This is a genomic window from Fluviicola sp. (genome assembly GCF_039596355.1).
GTDB lineage: Bacteria > Bacteroidota > Bacteroidia > Flavobacteriales_D > Crocinitomicaceae > Fluviicola.
Genome location: NZ_JBCNJW010000002.1, coordinates 267,621 through 283,702, shown reverse-complemented (window position 1 = coordinate 283,702; position 16,082 = coordinate 267,621). Strand labels below are relative to the sequence as shown.

General features: G+C 43.3%; 14 protein-coding genes. 10 read left to right on the top strand and 4 right to left on the bottom strand.

Going from position 1 to position 16,082, the window contains the following annotated elements; genetic code table 11:
• Positions 1-90: 90 nt before the first annotated feature.
• The 3 genes from ABDV94_RS06460 to ABDV94_RS06450 all read left to right on the top strand — a co-directional run bounded on the left by ABDV94_RS06460 (position 91) and on the right by ABDV94_RS06450 (position 2,154).
• Positions 91-735, top strand: coding sequence for an SDR family oxidoreductase (locus ABDV94_RS06460; RefSeq protein WP_343605777.1), 645 nt, complete (start codon positions 91-93; stop codon positions 733-735).
• A 103-nt stretch (positions 736-838) separates the two neighbouring features.
• Positions 839-1,246, top strand: coding sequence for a luciferase family protein (locus tag ABDV94_RS06455; RefSeq protein WP_343605776.1), 408 nt, complete (start codon positions 839-841; stop codon positions 1,244-1,246).
• The gene (locus ABDV94_RS06450; RefSeq protein ID WP_343605775.1) at positions 1,243-2,154 is read left to right on the top strand and encodes a helix-turn-helix transcriptional regulator; all 912 of its coding nucleotides are present in this window, start codon (positions 1,243-1,245) and stop codon (positions 2,152-2,154) included. Before ABDV94_RS06455 ends, ABDV94_RS06450 begins: the two co-directional genes overlap by 4 nt.
• Positions 2,155-2,503: 349 nt before the next feature.
• Here ABDV94_RS06450 and ABDV94_RS06445 read toward each other — a convergent pair whose 3' ends face one another.
• Both ABDV94_RS06445 and ABDV94_RS06440 read right to left on the bottom strand, forming a co-directional pair.
• Entirely contained in the window at positions 2,504-3,181 is a 678-nt protein-coding gene (locus ABDV94_RS06445; protein ID WP_343605773.1) for a DUF2461 domain-containing protein, read from the bottom strand.
• Positions 3,182-3,600: 419 nt separating this feature from the next.
• Positions 3,601-3,912, bottom strand: coding sequence for a hypothetical protein (locus tag ABDV94_RS06440; protein ID WP_343605772.1), 312 nt, complete (start codon positions 3,910-3,912; stop codon positions 3,601-3,603).
• Between the two features lie 275 nt (positions 3,913-4,187).
• Between ABDV94_RS06440 and ABDV94_RS06435 the strand changes: the two genes are divergently transcribed.
• From ABDV94_RS06435 to ABDV94_RS06415, 5 genes are all read left to right on the top strand, one after another.
• Positions 4,188-5,141, top strand: a complete 954-nt coding sequence (locus ABDV94_RS06435; RefSeq protein WP_343605771.1) for an aldo/keto reductase — start codon at positions 4,188-4,190, stop codon at positions 5,139-5,141.
• A 74-nt stretch (positions 5,142-5,215) separates the two neighbouring features.
• Positions 5,216-6,130, top strand: coding sequence for a helix-turn-helix transcriptional regulator (locus ABDV94_RS06430; RefSeq protein WP_343605770.1), 915 nt, complete (start codon positions 5,216-5,218; stop codon positions 6,128-6,130).
• Between the two features lie 100 nt (positions 6,131-6,230).
• Complete coding sequence (locus ABDV94_RS06425) at positions 6,231-7,142, top strand: helix-turn-helix transcriptional regulator (protein WP_343605768.1); 912 nt, start codon at positions 6,231-6,233, stop codon at positions 7,140-7,142.
• A 92-nt stretch (positions 7,143-7,234) separates the two neighbouring features.
• Positions 7,235-8,053: an oxidoreductase gene (locus tag ABDV94_RS06420; protein WP_343605767.1), complete on the top strand. Its 819-nt coding sequence runs from the start codon at positions 7,235-7,237 to the stop codon at positions 8,051-8,053.
• Positions 8,054-8,206: 153 nt separating this feature from the next.
• Entirely contained in the window at positions 8,207-8,521 is a 315-nt protein-coding gene (locus ABDV94_RS06415) for a hypothetical protein (RefSeq protein ID WP_343605765.1), read from the top strand.
• A 68-nt stretch (positions 8,522-8,589) separates the two neighbouring features.
• Here the strand turns inward: ABDV94_RS06415 and ABDV94_RS06410 are convergent, their stop codons facing one another.
• The gene (locus ABDV94_RS06410; RefSeq protein ID WP_343605764.1) at positions 8,590-10,794 is read right to left on the bottom strand and encodes a hypothetical protein; all 2,205 of its coding nucleotides are present in this window, start codon (positions 10,792-10,794) and stop codon (positions 8,590-8,592) included.
• Between the two features lie 502 nt (positions 10,795-11,296).
• Here ABDV94_RS06410 and ABDV94_RS06405 point away from each other — a divergent pair.
• Positions 11,297-11,815 carry a hypothetical protein gene (locus ABDV94_RS06405; protein ID WP_343605762.1) on the top strand — a complete coding sequence of 173 codons (519 nt, stop codon included), beginning with the start codon at positions 11,297-11,299 and terminating at the stop codon, positions 11,813-11,815.
• A 6-nt stretch (positions 11,816-11,821) separates the two neighbouring features.
• Here the strand turns inward: ABDV94_RS06405 and ABDV94_RS06400 are convergent, their stop codons facing one another.
• On the bottom strand, positions 11,822-13,474 hold the full coding sequence (locus ABDV94_RS06400; RefSeq protein WP_343605761.1) for an alkaline phosphatase family protein: 1,653 nt from the start codon (positions 13,472-13,474) through the stop codon (positions 11,822-11,824).
• Between the two features lie 232 nt (positions 13,475-13,706).
• Here ABDV94_RS06400 and ABDV94_RS06395 point away from each other — a divergent pair, with 232 nt between their 5' ends.
• Complete coding sequence (locus ABDV94_RS06395; RefSeq protein ID WP_343605760.1) at positions 13,707-16,037, top strand: DUF5723 family protein; 2,331 nt, start codon at positions 13,707-13,709, stop codon at positions 16,035-16,037.
• The last annotated feature ends 45 nt before the right edge of the window (positions 16,038-16,082 follow it).

Genomic DNA, 16,082 nt, shown 5'->3' with positions numbered 1-16,082 from the left:
TTTCATTTTGGCTACAACAACAGTCATTTCGGATACGTCCATTTTTTAGAAAGATCAGAAATTTGTACTGTAAGTTAAAATCTGGAAAAAATGAACAAAAACATTGTCATCATCGGGGCGGGACCAAATTTGAGTTTGGGCGTTGCCGAGAAGTTTGCTGAAAACAATTTCTCCATCGGATTGATAAGTAGAAATGAAGAAAAATTAAAAGCACAGGTAGCCGATTTTAAAGCAAAAGGTATCAACGCCATATATGCTGTGGCAGATGCCTGTAACACGTCACAACTAGCAGATGCTGTGTTAAAATTGGCGTCTGAAATGGGACGTGTGGACGTGCTGTTATATAACGCTGCTGCAATGAAGTTCAAAAACATTACCGATGAAAAGTCGGAAGATTTAACGGAAGATTTTAGGATGTCAGTTGCAAATGCTTTTCATTGCGTGAAAATCCTGCATCAACATCTCAAAGAAACACGTGGAGCGGTATTGTTTACAGGTGGCGGATTGGCCCTTCATCCAAATGTTCAGGTCGGTTCATTATCAATTACAAAAGCAGCATTGAGAAATCTTGCTTTACAGTTGCACGAAGTTCTTCAAGGTGACCATATTTATGTGGGTACATTAACAGTCAATAACTCCATTCAGCCGGAGAGTGAAACACATTCGCCAAAAATTTTGGCAGAAAAGTTTTGGGAAATGTATCTCAATAGAGCAGAAGCTGAAATCCAGTATTAACCGGATGTATCTTTTGCCGAAACAATACTACCGGGAAAATGGCAAAATCGATTAGTGAACTGTTGATCCTGTAAGTATCATGCTGTTATTTATTCACAATAAAATGGAAAAGTCAAAAGTGATAACAGAATTAAAACGTGCCATTTTAAAATGGGACGAAACACGTATCGGGGATGGTGATTTTGGAGCCATCACGTTTTTGTATAGGGGAAAAGAATTTGGACACATACACCAAAACGGGGATTTGGATATCACGTTCGGGGAACAAATGACTCAAGAACTTTTAAGTAGAAACCTCGTAGAAAAGCATCTTTATGTTCCCAAAACCAATATCACCTATCCAGTGCCAAACGAGGAAAGTCTACCATTTGCCGTTTCATTATTGCGGATGTCCTATCTTAGTCATTTCATAAATAGCAATAAGGAAGACACGATTTCACAGGAAATAGTTGAAAAAGAATTATCAAAACTTCCGGAAAGTTTATCATCGATTTATGTGAAACAAGCATGAAACAAAGCAAGAAAATAACAACGATAACCGAATACCATCGGTTGCGGGGTTTTGGAAAACCGTCACATCCTTTGATAAGCGTAGTCGATTTAGAAGCTGTTCCAACGGAACATCATTTAACAGGTGTGCTGGTGGATTTCTATTCCGTTTGTATCAAACGCAGTTCAAATATGAAGCTCAAATATGGACAGCAGGACTATGATTTTGATAGCGGTGTCATGTTTTTTATGGCGCCAAATCAGGTATTCAATCTGGTTTCCAGCACCAGTGAAACACCCGAACAATCAGGTTGGTTGCTGCTGATTCATCCTGATTTCTTTTGGAATACGCCACTTGCAAAGACGATTAAACAGTATGAGTTTTTTGACTATTCCGTTAATGAAGCACTGTTTCTTTCGGAAAGAGAAGAAAAGACAATCCATGGCATAATAGAAAATATCCGGCAGGAGTATCATTCCAATATGGATACTTTCAGTAAACAAATCATTGTTGCACATATAGAAACGTTGCTCAGCTATTCCGAACGGTTTTACAATCGTCAGTTCATAACACGGGAAAAAGCCAATCATCAAATTTTGGATCAGTTGGAAACGCTGCTGAATGATTATTTTAATAGTGATGATTTGATTTCAAAAGGATTGCCCACCGTCCAATATGTCGCAGAACAACTCCACGTTTCTTCCAGTTACCTGGGGAGTCTGCTTAGAGCACTCACCGGACAAAATACCCAACAGCATATCCACGAGAAACTAATAGCGAAAGCAAAAGAGAAGCTGTCTACAACCGACTTATCTATCAGCGAAATTGCATTTGCATTGGGATTTGAACATTCCCAATCATTCAGCAAGTTGTTTAAAAGCAAAACAAACATTTCTCCTGTAGGTTTTAGGCGGTCGTTCAATGAATGAGCGATTTCTATTTCAAGTACCTTTTGATTGAGTAAATCCACAGCAGGTATTGTTTATGTACGATTCAAAAGGGACCGTTCTAAAAAAAATCAAAGATGTTCCAAACTTCTTGAGGAGCAATAAGATGAAGAAATGGATGGTCGTCAACCATGATAAATCACAGAATTTTCCAGCGATACCACTTTTTCTTTTCAGGGATGAATGTGCGTATTGAGAGCGGGATTCGTGTTCGAAGTTTCGATTCTGTTTTCCGCCCTTCGAGGAGGATGACGAACTTGTAATCTCCGGCTCCCCATTGATTTTATCCCCGTTTTTGACCATTTTCAACGATCCAAATGCATGCACTTTCTTACAAGATCGATTCCCCATTCGAATCCGTAGTTAACACGTCACTCATGTAATCGAAAAACGGACGAAGTTCCCGAAATGTGTGATCTAGTTTTTCCGCGAAGTCTGATTGCAGGACTTCCTTATCCGTAAAATCATGTCTCAAAATAAATTGCTTTTTCCGCAATAGCTCAATAGCCGGATGATCCTTATCAAAACCTTTTGGGGCTGTTTTTACTCCATCACCCTTTAATTCCCCGAATGTCTCGATCCATTTAGGCTGACTTACCAGTTCCTTCCATTCTTCGTAATTGAAATTAATATCCTCCCGAATGCGTCTTAAATCATCCGGATTCGGAGAAAAGAATCCGCCGGCCATAAAACTGTTTCCGGGTTCCAGGTGAAAATAGTACCCGCCCCGCAAATAAGCTGTTGCTCTGCTGAATCGGATTCCGAAATGGGTCTTGTAGGGAGCTTTATCTTTTGAAAAGCGTGTGTCGGCATAAATGCGGAACAAACTGGCTTTTCCCGATGGTGTTTCAATGGAGTCATGAATCCTCATTTTTTCGAGCAGGGAATCTGCAAAAGCAATGGTGTTTTGATGCGCCTTCTCATAAGTACCTTTGTTTGTTTGAAACCAATCACGGTTGTTATTTGCTTTTAGATCGGACAGAAAATCCAGCGTATATTGTTGTATCATAGCATAAAGGTATGAAGAAGTAAGTCCCATGCTCACACTTAAAGAAGACTTTTTCTTTTGGCGGGGCGTGAAACCCGAAAGCGCAATTCCTTTTCGGAGCCTAAATCGAATATCCCTACTTCGGAGGGCGATTTAAAACCGCGAAACCCAGAGAAATTTTGGTGTTTCTGTGGGGTTTGTTTGATAACAGTTTGGGGAGCTTACAATAAGTCCTGCGAAGTAAAAGACTTGGGATGGTGATTTATGTCGAATAAATTGAAAGGACTGAATAAAAAATGGCCGAAAGAAATATCTCCCGACCATTTTATAGATAAATATTTCTTCTTTTTGTTTATGCTTTTCCAACATGTGCAAAGCAAACAACTAGTTTAATGTGATTGTGAATCAGTGATTTATGATCATTCATTGAATTGATCGAACTAGAAGAAGATCGCGATTAAGAATACAATGATGTCCTCTAGCGTGACACCTCCACCTCCGACAACCCAGCCGTGTCCATAACCATCGTCTCCGTAATAGTAAATCGGAAAAGCAAATCCCATGGTTTCATACTCTCCTCCGGGTTCATACCCGTCCATATAGAAAGTTTGCCCGTCAAAAGATGAGGAGATGTTTTGTTCAATGGTTTGTGTGTAAACTCTACCGTACATTTCGATCGAAACAGTTGTCTTTGCATTACTTACTCCGATGGATCCCAGTAAAAACAAAATTAAAAAAAGGAACTTTTTCATTGTGAATAGTTTAAAAGGTTAAAAAAATTGAACCACATTGCGTGGTTATTTTGCAAAACACATCGCGCGCCAATACATTTTGCTGATTTTAAAAATAGAATAAAAAAACACCCCACCAAACTTTCATATTGTTTTTAACAAGGTATCTCATTTCCTGTTAAGATTACAAAACGAAAGAACATAAGCGGTTGTACTTTTTGGATACACACATCCGTAATTTGGATACTCCTTCCGAAAACAAAACCAGGAACTTTGCAGAAAACAAGAGTGAAGTGATGAGTACAATCAAGCAAAGAAAATTAGGAAGCCAGGGATTAGTGGTTCCGGCCGTTGGATTGGGATGTATGGGAATGTCGCCGTGGGGAACGATGGATACCTATGGCAAGGCAGATGAAAAAGAATCCATCGCAACCATTCACCGCTCGGCAGAGTTGGGCGGGAATTTTTTAGATACGGCTGACCTTTACGGACCTTTCCTGAATGAACAATTACTGGCCAAAGCAACCGAAGGAAAAAGAGAGCAATTTATTATCGCATCAAAATTTGGTTATTACATTGATGATAATAACCGGTTTGATTACAGTCCGAATGGAAGCAAAGCGTATGTGAAAAAAGCGGTTGAACGCTCGCTGAAAAACCTGCAAACAGATTACATCGACTTGTATTATTTGCATTGTCCGGATCCGAATACACCGATCGAAGAAACGGTTGAAGCGATGGCTGAACTGGTAAAAGAAGGAAAAGTAAAGTATATCGGGCTTTCCAACGTCGATTCGGAAACCATCAGAAGAGGTCACCGGGTGCATCCGGTGACGGCAGTGCAAAGTGAATTTTCGTTGTTCGACCGGCAAGTAGAAGAGAAGGGAATCATTCAAACAGTGGAGGAACTGGGAATTGGTTTTGTGGCTTATTCGCCGCTTGGACGTGGATTTATCAACGGAGAAATCAAAAAGCCGGAAGATATTCCGGAAAACGATATCCGGAGACTGATCCCGCGGTTTCATCCTGAAAACTTTCACAAAAACCTCGAATTGGTCAATGCCATTCACCAGATAGCACAAGAGAAAGAGGTAACGGCAACACAATTGGCGCTGGCCTGGATCATCGCCAAAGGACACCTGCCGATTCCCGGAACGAAAAGGGTCAAATACGTAGAACAGAACATTGCTGCAACGCGTATCGAGCTGACTTCGCAGGACATGGATTTGCTGGATAGTTTTGCGCATTGAAACAGAGTAATTATCCATCATCAAAACAATGGCAGGTAATGAGGAATTAGCTGCCATTTCCTATCTTTAATCACATGAAACGAGAAGCGCTATATGCCATTAATTCCATTTCGGAATACCATGCTTTGACCAACCTGGGAAAGCCGGTTCATCCCTTGGTAAGCGTATTTAATTTCAAGGAATACACCCAGCCCAACGAGGCGCGCCCAAGAAGAATGCTGTACAATATTTACGTTGTCAATATCAAAAAGAACTTCGACGGAAAAATAAAATACGGTCAGCAATATTACGATTTTGATGAAGGCGTTATGACGTTTTATGCACCGAAGCAAGTCATTGAAATCAAAGAAATGATTACCAAAATTCCGGATGGGTATACGCTGCTGATTCATCCTGATTTTTTGCACGGAACCGCGTTGGGATCAAAAATCCAGACGTATGGATTTTTCACCTATGCTTCCAACGAAGCGTTGCATCTTTCGGCGCAGGAAGAAGAGATCATCGAAGGGATTTTTGAAAATCTCCGCACCGAAATCCATTCGGGAACAGACACGCACACGCACGACGTGGTGTTGTCGCACATTGATCTCCTGCTGAGTTACTGCAAGCGTTTTTACGACCGGCAGTTCATCACGCGCAAAAAGGTTTCCAATGATATCTTCCTGAGATTCGAAGAAATAATTGCTGCCTATTTTAAAAGCAGGGAACTTTCCCCGGAAGGTTTGCCGTCTGTTCAGTATTTCGCCGATCAATTATTTATTTCGCCGAATTACCTGAACGATTTATTGAAAAATCTGACCGGTCAGACCACGCAGCAGCACATTCACAACCATTTGATTGAAAAAGCGAAAGAACTGCTTTCAACGACCACACTTTCGGTGAGTGAAATTGCCTATCAGCTGGGCTTTCAGTTTCCGCAATCGTTTAATAAGCTCTTCAAAAACAAAACCGGCACGACCCCTCTGGAGTTTCGTCAGTCGTTTAACTGATCGGGTTGAACTTTCGCCTGAAAGTGTTATTAAATCATGGAATAGTGTTACTTTGCTGATGGTGCATTGAATAATTTTATCCGGTATCAATAAGTCATCCATGAAAGAAGACATTTTCCGATTGAGTTCGATCAGTCAGCTGGCGCAATTGTTCGGTTTTTCCAAGCCGACACATCCGCTTATTTATATCGTAGATGTTTCAACCTGGAAAATCGGGAAGGAGTTTGTGGGAATGAAATACCTTTCCGAATTGTATACCATCGGGTTGAAAGACAAGAGCTGCGGTCTGCAATATGGGCGCAACAGCTATGATTTTGATGAAGGTGTTTTGTTTTTCACCGGACCAAACCAGGTTGGTGCTACAGATAAAGAACAACAAATCGGCGAAATCAAAGGTTGGATGATTTTCTTTCATCCCGATTTGATCCGAAATACGCCGCTGGGAAAAAGCATCGACGAGCACCATTACTTTTCCTATGATGTGCATGAGGCTTTGCACCTTTCCGATAAAGAGCAAAAAACGATCACGGATTGCATGGATAAAATCCGGGAAGAAATTGCGGAACGGATAGACGGACACAGCAATAAAGTCATTGTTGCGGGACTTGAATTGCTGCTGCAGTATTGCCAGCGGTTTTACGAACGGCAGTTTCATACGCGGACGGCCCAAAACAAAGACATGGTGACGCGGATGAATGAAGAATTGAAAGCATATTACGAAAACAATTTATTCGCTGAATCAGGGCTTCCGCCGATCTCCTATTTTGCGGATAAGGTTCATCTTTCCCCGAATTACCTGAGCGATTTACTGAAAAAAGAACTGGGAATCGGGGCGAAAGAGTACATCAACGAATTTCTGGTGGATAAAGCAAAAACGCTGCTTCTCGGCACGAATGAATCCGTTTCTGAAATCTCCTATAAACTGGGATTCAATTACCCGCATTATTTCGGACGCTTGTTCCGCACCAAAACCGGTATGACGCCCAAAGAGTACCGTCAAATGAATTCCTGAATCAAAATCCTCAAAATGTGTTAGTCTTCAGTTAGTTTGTGTTAATCGCTTTCCCGTTGTAATCAGACCTTTGTGATATAAAATTGAAAGCAATGAAAAAAGTGATATTGATTACAGGAGCATCTTCCGGGATGGGAAAAGAAACGGCAAAAGCGCTCATCAAGCAGGGACACAAAGTGTATACCGTAGCAAGACGATTGGATCAAATGCAGGATTTGGAAAAACTGGGAGGTTTCCCAATCCAGATGGATGTGACGAGCGAAGAAGACATTCAATATGTCGTTGACACGATTATCCGGAAAGAAGGGAAGATTGATGTGCTGTGGAACAACGCAGGATTTGGTCTCTACGGTTCGGTGGAGGATGTGACATTAAACGATGCCCGGAATCAATTTGAAGTGAATGTGTTCGGAATGGCTGCAGTGACTCAAAAGGTGGTTCCATACATGCGGAAAGCGAAATCCGGAACCATTATCAATACGTCTTCCATGGGCGGTAAAATGTATTTCCCGATGGGAGCCTGGTATCATGCATCCAAACACGCTGTCGAAGGATTGAGCGACTGTCTGCGCCTGGAATTAAAACCATTCAACATCAAAGTGGTGGTTTTGGAACCCGGATTCATCGCTACGGAATTCGGTTCGGTATTGCTGAACGGATTTTCCAAAATTTCGAAAGAAAGTGCCTATAAAAACATGATGGACAAAATTGCTGAAGGAACCCAAAAAGCGGCTCAGGGAAATGGTTCATCCAAACCAACGGTGATCTCTGATACGATCCTGAAAATCGTCAATAGTTCGAATCCGAAAACACGTTACCGGGTTGGGAAATTCGCCAAACCGATGGTGTGGATGCGTACCTATCTGGGCGACCGGATGTTTGACCGCATCGTGATGAGCCAGATGAAATAGAAATATTTAATAAGAATTGAAACAAAGAGAAAGCGTTATGAAAGTGACGCTTTCTCTTTGTTCTCTTGTTTCAAAACGGTAACCGTTTCTTTGATGAACCTGGTTACCAAAGAACGCTGCATCAGGCAAAACAGGATTTTCGTACATTTAACTATGCCAATTGAAATTTTTGAAATAGATACCCTTCCAGGGTATGTTGCTTATCTGAAAAAACGGACTTTGATGCTGCTTTGCAGAGAAGAAATAGATTTATTGGAAGCAAATCTGAATGGTTACCTGATGACGAAAGCTGCGGAAATGGAATGGTTTTCCGGGTTCAATGATTTTTTGTTTCGAACATATCCGGCGGAAGAAGGGAACAGAGGTTGGAGATCGTTTTTACTGGAAATGAATCACCAGGATCAGAAACAGGCACTGGCCGATTTTTTCGTGCAGTTTGAAGCCTATTGCGCCGCTCATCCCAGATGAGGTAATGATAAAAACCGCCTCTCCGTCCGGAGACAAAGAAGCGGTTTGGAAATCACGTGTTTTTTACTTTAAGGCTTGGAAATCGATACTTTGCGAACAATGTGTTCCGTTCCGTTATCAATTTCAACCAGGATCATCTGCGTTGCAACATGAACCGGGATGGCTAATCTGAAGTGCTGAGCACCGGCTTCAGTAACCCGCGTTTCATGCGAGATTTCTTTTCCGTCGATGGTTCTCAGGGTCACTTTCGTTTCACCCGGTACCGATGTCGTGAAATCTACATTCAGCTCATCACTTGCAGGGTTCGGATAAAGTTCCACCTGGGAGTTATTATCCGATGATACTTGTGGTTTCCCGCTTCCGGATGACATGGATTTTCCGCAGTCAGCGATGATGTCTTTGCAGATTTGTTTCTCACACTTCTGTCCGTTCGGTTTCACAGCTGTGATCATCAGACAAACCACGTAAGGACCACTTCCCGGAAGAGGCGTGCTGATGCTGATACCTGAGCCGGCATAAGAACCGTTGACAGTCCAGCTGAAACTTCTGTTTGTCATGCATTCAGGAATCAGCGGCTGAGCCGTTAAGTTCAGTGTACAATTGGTGATGCTGTACAGGAAGTTTCCGTTCATTTGTGCACAGTTGCAGGTGGTGCATTTTTCTACTTTGATATCGCGGCAAATTTTCTTCTCACACACTTTTCCGTCAGGAAGCGTAGTGGTCACTTTCAGGCAGATCACATACGTTCCATTGCCCGGGAAACCGTAGATCATCGATGGAGTTGTACCCACAACTACGCCGTTTACAGACCACTCGTAATTGAAATTTTGCATGCAGGAATTACCCTGAACAATCGCATCGAAATTACCCTGACATGACTGTACCACAATATTCATATCAGCAGCCAATCCTTCGCAGTTACATGGACTACACTGAACCTGTACGTCTTTGCAGATTTCCTGCTCACATTTCTTCCCGTCAGCAGTCACAGTAGATACTTTGACGCACACATTGTGAATGCCATTGGAAGTGAACGGATAGTCGAACACAGCACCTGTTCCTACTGAAGTTCCGTCTACGATCCATTCGTAGTTGACATTACTGAAACAGTTGGTATTAGTACTTGCGGTGAAATGACCGACACAATTTGCTTCAAATGTATAGTCGAAATCGGCATTCAGAGCACTGCAGTCGCATGGAGGCGGAGTTGTACCGCAGTTCGTGGAGATATAACCGGAAAGGATGAATGCTCCGAGCTGATCGATAAACTGCACTTTTGCACGCACTTTCCAGGTTCCCGAAACCGGTGAAGAAACGGTGTAGCCGATGTTCGGACTCACGGTATAGGCCGGAGCAGAAGGAACAGTCAGCGGAATGTTTGGCCCGGTTGGGGGAACGAGTTCCAGTGAAACGAGCACATCATCCCAGGCAACTCCGAAATCCGTTGTGAAGGAAGAAGTTCCTGCCGGGATATAGAAATCGCGGTCGAAAGTTTCAATCCCTACCGGGTCGTTGTACGTACCTGTTGAATTGATCCAGCAGGCATTGGTAAGTCCAACCGGAGTTGGTTCCCAGTAACCGGTAAAAGTTGCCACACGATGCGTAACCGGCCCACTTGCAGGACCTGCAGAAATAGTCCAGTTCGGATCAGCCGCACCCAAAGCAATGGCGTTTCCGGAGTTGTCAATTCCCGTACTGATGTTGTACTTCGGACAGTGTCTCACTTCTCCGGAAAGAATAAATCCTCCCACGCTGTCAATGAAACGGACAACCACACGGATTTTCCAGGTTCCCGCAACCGGGCTCGTAACAGTGTAGTTCACAGATGGGCCTACCCAGTAGTGGTTCGGAGTTCCAACAGGTACGGTCAGCGGAATGCTTGGTCCGCTTGGCGGAACCAGTTCTGCAGACAACAACACGTCGTCCCAGGCCATACCGAAATCAGCGACAATACTTCCGTCTGAAGGGCTGACAGTGAACGTGCGCTCAAAGGTGTAATCTCCCGGCGTACTTCCGAAAATAGAACCGGTTTCATCAATCCAGCCGGCATTGGTAACGGGCATTGGGGTTGTTTGCCAGTAAGGAGAATAGGTTGCCTCCTGGCGTGCAGATGTGGCTCCGTTCGGACCGGCAGTGATCTGCCACCAGTAGTCAAGATTACCTACTCCTGTGGATGCATAGGAAGCATCGAGTCCCGTGCTGACATTTTGTGCAAATAAGCTGTTTGCAAATAACAGAAACAGCAAAAGTGAATAGTGAATGCGTGTTTTCATGTAGTGATAAAATAAATGAAGGTTTATCGATCGAAGTGGTTTTCGAAGGCGCATAGCGTGTCCGGGTCACGAACTATTGAATAGTGTCTCCATAAAAAGTGAAATAGTGTTGGTACCAAAGTATTGGATTTCAGAATTCAAAATAATGAATTGAAAATCAATTGATTGAAATAAAATGGAAGAGCCCCGGTTTTGTTGAGGAATGGATAAATGAAGTGTTTTTATTTTAACATAAAACTGATTTATTGTTTTTTTTGTATTTCTTGGTTGGGATTTAGATCGTGCAGATTCCTGTTTGAAACCTGCACACTGTCTTCCAGCTTAGAAACTATACGAAGGGCATGCGAAAATGTAGCAATACAAATACAAGTACAAAACGGATTTCCCCACGGAGGAAATAGGAAAAATGATGATGATAAAATAATCGAGAATAGCGATTTTGATCTAAAAACAGGCTAAATTGAACATGCTTTTTTGATGTAAACGATAAAAAAATAAGAGCATGCATTCAGGAAAATCCAAAAAAGAAAAAAAAGCGGTGAATAAGCGTGTTGAAATGCGTGAAAACCTCAGGAATTTAACCATTGAAGAAATTGAAAGTGCCTATGAATATCAACGTAAACATACGGACTGGACGTTTTATACCGAGCGGGCGTTCATTGAGAATCTATTCACCAATCGATTTAACTTTTTAATTGTGATATATTCTCTGTTTGTCACAGCCTTTGCAACAATTCAGGGGAGAGATAACAAACTCATCATACTAATCTTAGCTCTGATAATTACTACCATGATGAGCATTACCCTGATCAGGGTTTATGAAAAACTCATGATTAATTTAAAGATACTGCACAAACTCAATGAAAAACACGTTTTTCCCATGATTTCAAAAGAGATTATAAACACAAAGAAATTAGGAAATGTGAACCCGATATTAGCTGTATACATACCACTTACATTCATTATTTCGTTGATTTTGGGAATTGTATTTATTTCATTGAACTTATGGGAGGTAAAGTAGTTTCCCTTACAATCCTGCTGCCTGCCGACGCTCGTTTAGATAACGTTTTACTTCCGAATTGGTAGCAAACTGACGTGTAATCTTTTTTCCGCTATCCGGATGCCCGGGTAATCCGCGAACGTAGATATTCATCAGTTCATTGATGTAGCTCACCGGTTGGCAGTCATCATTTCCGGAAGGTGGTTCCCAGGTGGTCAGCATGCCGTCGCTGTATGGAATCCGGTCGCTGTCAGTCTGAGGATTCTTGCAGGGAAGTTTGGTGTAATGCGACAGCCATTCCGGGCAATCCGTCCGCATAGTATCCAGGCCGAAATCAAAGAAAGCCGATTCCAGGGACGGTGCATTTTGGTCGCGGTCGGTCAGGTTGGATGCGTTTGTTCCGTACTGCTTGTTCATCGTGTCGATCAGAAACTTGAGTAAGGACGTATTTTGATACTGGTTTTGATCAATTCCTTTGGCGAGCCACGGAGAAATCAGGAGTGCTGGTACACGGAATCCGAGCAGGGAAAAATCGAATGTGGAATTTAGAACCCATTTGTTGCCGCAACAACCCGGCTCGGATTGAGTTGCCGGTGAAGCATTGGCAACCGGTGGCGTGGTCGTCGGAGGAGCTACATGATCGTAAATACCTCCGTTTTCATCAAATGTCACAACCAGCAAAGTATCTTCCCAGTAACTGCTGTTTCGCAAGGTATTGTAGACTGCAGCAAGCAGGTTTTCACCTGGTTGAATCATCGCTGCGGGATGCATGCTGGTATCGGTGTATGCGGTGGAATTGGGAAGCCAGCACATGATGAAACTGTAGAACGAGAGCGTTTCGTTGGCGCAATCATCGGCGAATTGCGTAATGGGAGCACCGGAATAGAACTGAAGATTGGAATTCAGAAAACGGGTATCGAGCTGCCCTAAATTGCCTTCATTGTCGACAGGAGCATACATAGTCCAGCTTGGAGAACCGCTTGATCCTGACTGCTGGGAAATCAGGTCGAAGATGGAGGTTGCATTGACCATGCCACCGTCGCTGTCATCAATACCTGCATCACCGGTCTGACCGCAATGCATGAAAGCCCGGTTAGGTTCTGCGTGCCCGGGCATGTCGCAATGCCAGTTGTCGCACAAAACAAATTCATCTGCCAGCTGGTGCAGCACTTTCAAATCTCCTTTTCGGAAATAGCTCATCACCGACTGGCCCTGTTGTTTGCAGCTATTGTAGGTTGTGTAAAAACCTGAATTGGTCGAAGGATAGGTTTGCGGCAGGGGAGTGACGTTTCCTGTAAGCCCGGCCTGTGTATACCCGGATTGATAACTTGCTTTCGGATTGGTCGGCAGCGGAGGAGTTCCGCTTACCTGGAAAACCGGGCCGAAGATATCCGGCATCATCCCATCACCGAAATCGTGTGTGAAATCGTGTGCCAGTGGTTTGTTGGGATCTACAGGAGTCGGATGATGTTTCGGATTGGTCTGCTTATCAGGAGGCGAGAGCGGGTTCTGGAGGTTGTAGTAATCCGGCTTGATATTTCCGTTTTGATCCACCAGACCGTTCGTATTGGAAAAATCGCCGAACAGGTGATCGTAGGATCGGTTTTCAAACATGAGCACAACAATGTGCTTGATTTTTTCGAGTCCTTTCGGCGGGCTTGTGTGCGTGGTGTGTTTCATCGTTCTTTAAATTACTCGTGAGTAGTAGTCATACCGACCAGGTATTTTCAGAAGTAAAGTTAATGGGAGAATGGCATGATTGAAAGAGTATAAATACCCGTTTTTGATGCTGTTTGACAAAGCTGAAGTTCCCGGAAAAAGAAAATATTTCAACGCGTGTCGAAATTCGGATCAGAATTGCATACTTTTGTTGAAAAACATTCCACCAATCGTTCATTCTGTTATTCGGATTATGAGAATTTTTACGCTATCAATCATATTGGCGCTGACCCATTCACTGACGGCACAACAAGCCTACACAGGAATCGTATCAGATAACTTCGTCAATTCATTCGTTGCTTCCTACAACCCGTCTACCATCGTAGACTCCAAAAGCAAGTTTTCCCTCAGTGCGCAAGCCAATATGTCCCGGATCGGGAATTTTGCAGCCACGCGGTTTACTCCTTACGGAACCGGGTCAAAGTATAAGAAAACGGATAAACCCGGTTATCAGAACAGCTATATCAACATCGATATCCTGAATATCAAATACGAGCTGAACCATCAGAATGCTTTGGCATATTCCCTGCGTTTCAGAACATTCAATGTGATGAGGAGACTTCCTACTGTCTGGTCCAAAAATGCAGTATTGGATTACGATTCCAACATGGTCAATATGCAGCAGGATTTGACCGGTTTCAACCTGACTAAAATGTACTTTACCGAGCATAATTTTACCTATGCACGCACCATTTTTGATCGCGGAACTTCCTTCCTGAAAGCCGGAATCTCCTTTAAAATCCTCAACGGGTTGGATGCCTCTTATTTTTATGCGAACGGCGGAACAAGTTATTTTACCGATACGACTTCGAAGAGTATGCAGGTCAATAATATGAATGCCAGTTTCGGGAGTGCAGAGACGAAAAATCAATTGTCCTACAAGAACAGGGGAGTTGGTTTTGATTTAGGATTTACGTACGAGTACCGCCCGGATTTCGAAAAGCAATATTACGAGATGGATGGAGCGAAGCGGAATGTGCGCTATGACATCAACAAGTACAAATGGAAAATCGCAGCATCCATTACCGATATCGGTCGGATCCGTTACATCAACGACAGCGCGAATTACTACAATTTCCAAACGGCGAACATCGTGGTGGATGCATCCAAAATCGTCAATGTCAATTCCGCATTTCCAACATCATTGCTGCAAAGCCCGGTGGATTACCTGAAAGACAGTGTGCAGTCGGCAGGAACCAAAGTTTCCACAGAACGAAAAATGTATATGAACCTTCCGACCTCTTTGCATGCCAGTTTTGACATGAACGTGGTGAAGAATTTCTATGTGAGTTACAATGTTTCCGTTCCATTAGGCTTTAAAAAGGATCATACGCGGGTTGGAAATTTCTTTATCCAGACGGTCACGCCGCGCATTGAAAAAAACAACTGGTCGGTGATGCTGCCCTTGTCGCACATGGGGAACGGGAAATTCTACATGGGATTTGCCGGACGGTTTGCATACAAGCAATTCCTGATTTTTGCCGGATCGAATAACTTGTCTCTGCTTTACGGACAAAAAGCATCGCTTTCACGCAACATTTTTGCAGGAATCAGCTACAGTGTTTGGTACAAAGTACCGGGAGACCGTGACCACGATAAGATTTCGGATGAAAAAGATGCCTGTCCGTATGATCCGGGATTACCGGAATACCAGGGATGTCCGGATACCGACGGAGACGGAATCATCGACAAGGAAGATCATTGTATCTACGATAAAGGACCACGCGCAACGCATGGCTGCCCGGATACGGATGGAGACGGAATTGTGGATATGAATGACATGTGTCCGGATGAAAAAGGATTGGGAATTCATTACGGTTGCCCGGACCGCGATATGGATGGAGTGATTGATGCTGCAGACCGTTGCCCGGATGTTCCCGGGATTGAGTTGAATAACGGATGTCCGTTTGAACTAAAAGGCTGCTGTCTGGATGCGGACGGAGACGGAATCCTGGATTCCCTGGATCGTTGTCCGGATGTTCCGGGATCGGTTTACAACGGCGGTTGCCCGATTGACTCAAAAAACATCGATAAAATCAAACTCCAGGAAGAGAAAGAGAAGAAAGATGCCAACAATACCGGTCAGCAGGTGAAAGACAATCCGGCAATTGATTTGCGGACGCAACTGATCACGTCGAAAGAAGAAATGGATAAAGTCTTGCTGAACAAGAAAGTACTGAAAAACCACAATGTCTATTTCGATGTGGACCAGGCAACGCTGACGGAAGACGAGCAGAAAGGATTGGATGCCTTCATGAAAACATTCCGCAAAAGCGCCAAATTATCCATCATTCTGATCGGGTATACGGATCGCGACGGTTCGCTGGATTACAACCTGATTCTTTCGAAAAAACGGGCGGAAACCATTCAGCGAAAACTGATCGAATACTACGGTTTTGATGCTAAAAACATCACGGTTTACTATTATGGAGAAACCAAATCGATCCATAAAGGCTCCTACACGGAGGAAATGAAGCAAGCCGACAGAAAAGTAGAAATCAAATTGATTACAACTCCTGAATAGGGTTGAAGACGGGAAATGCCGGTTAAATCAGTTGAGACATTAAGG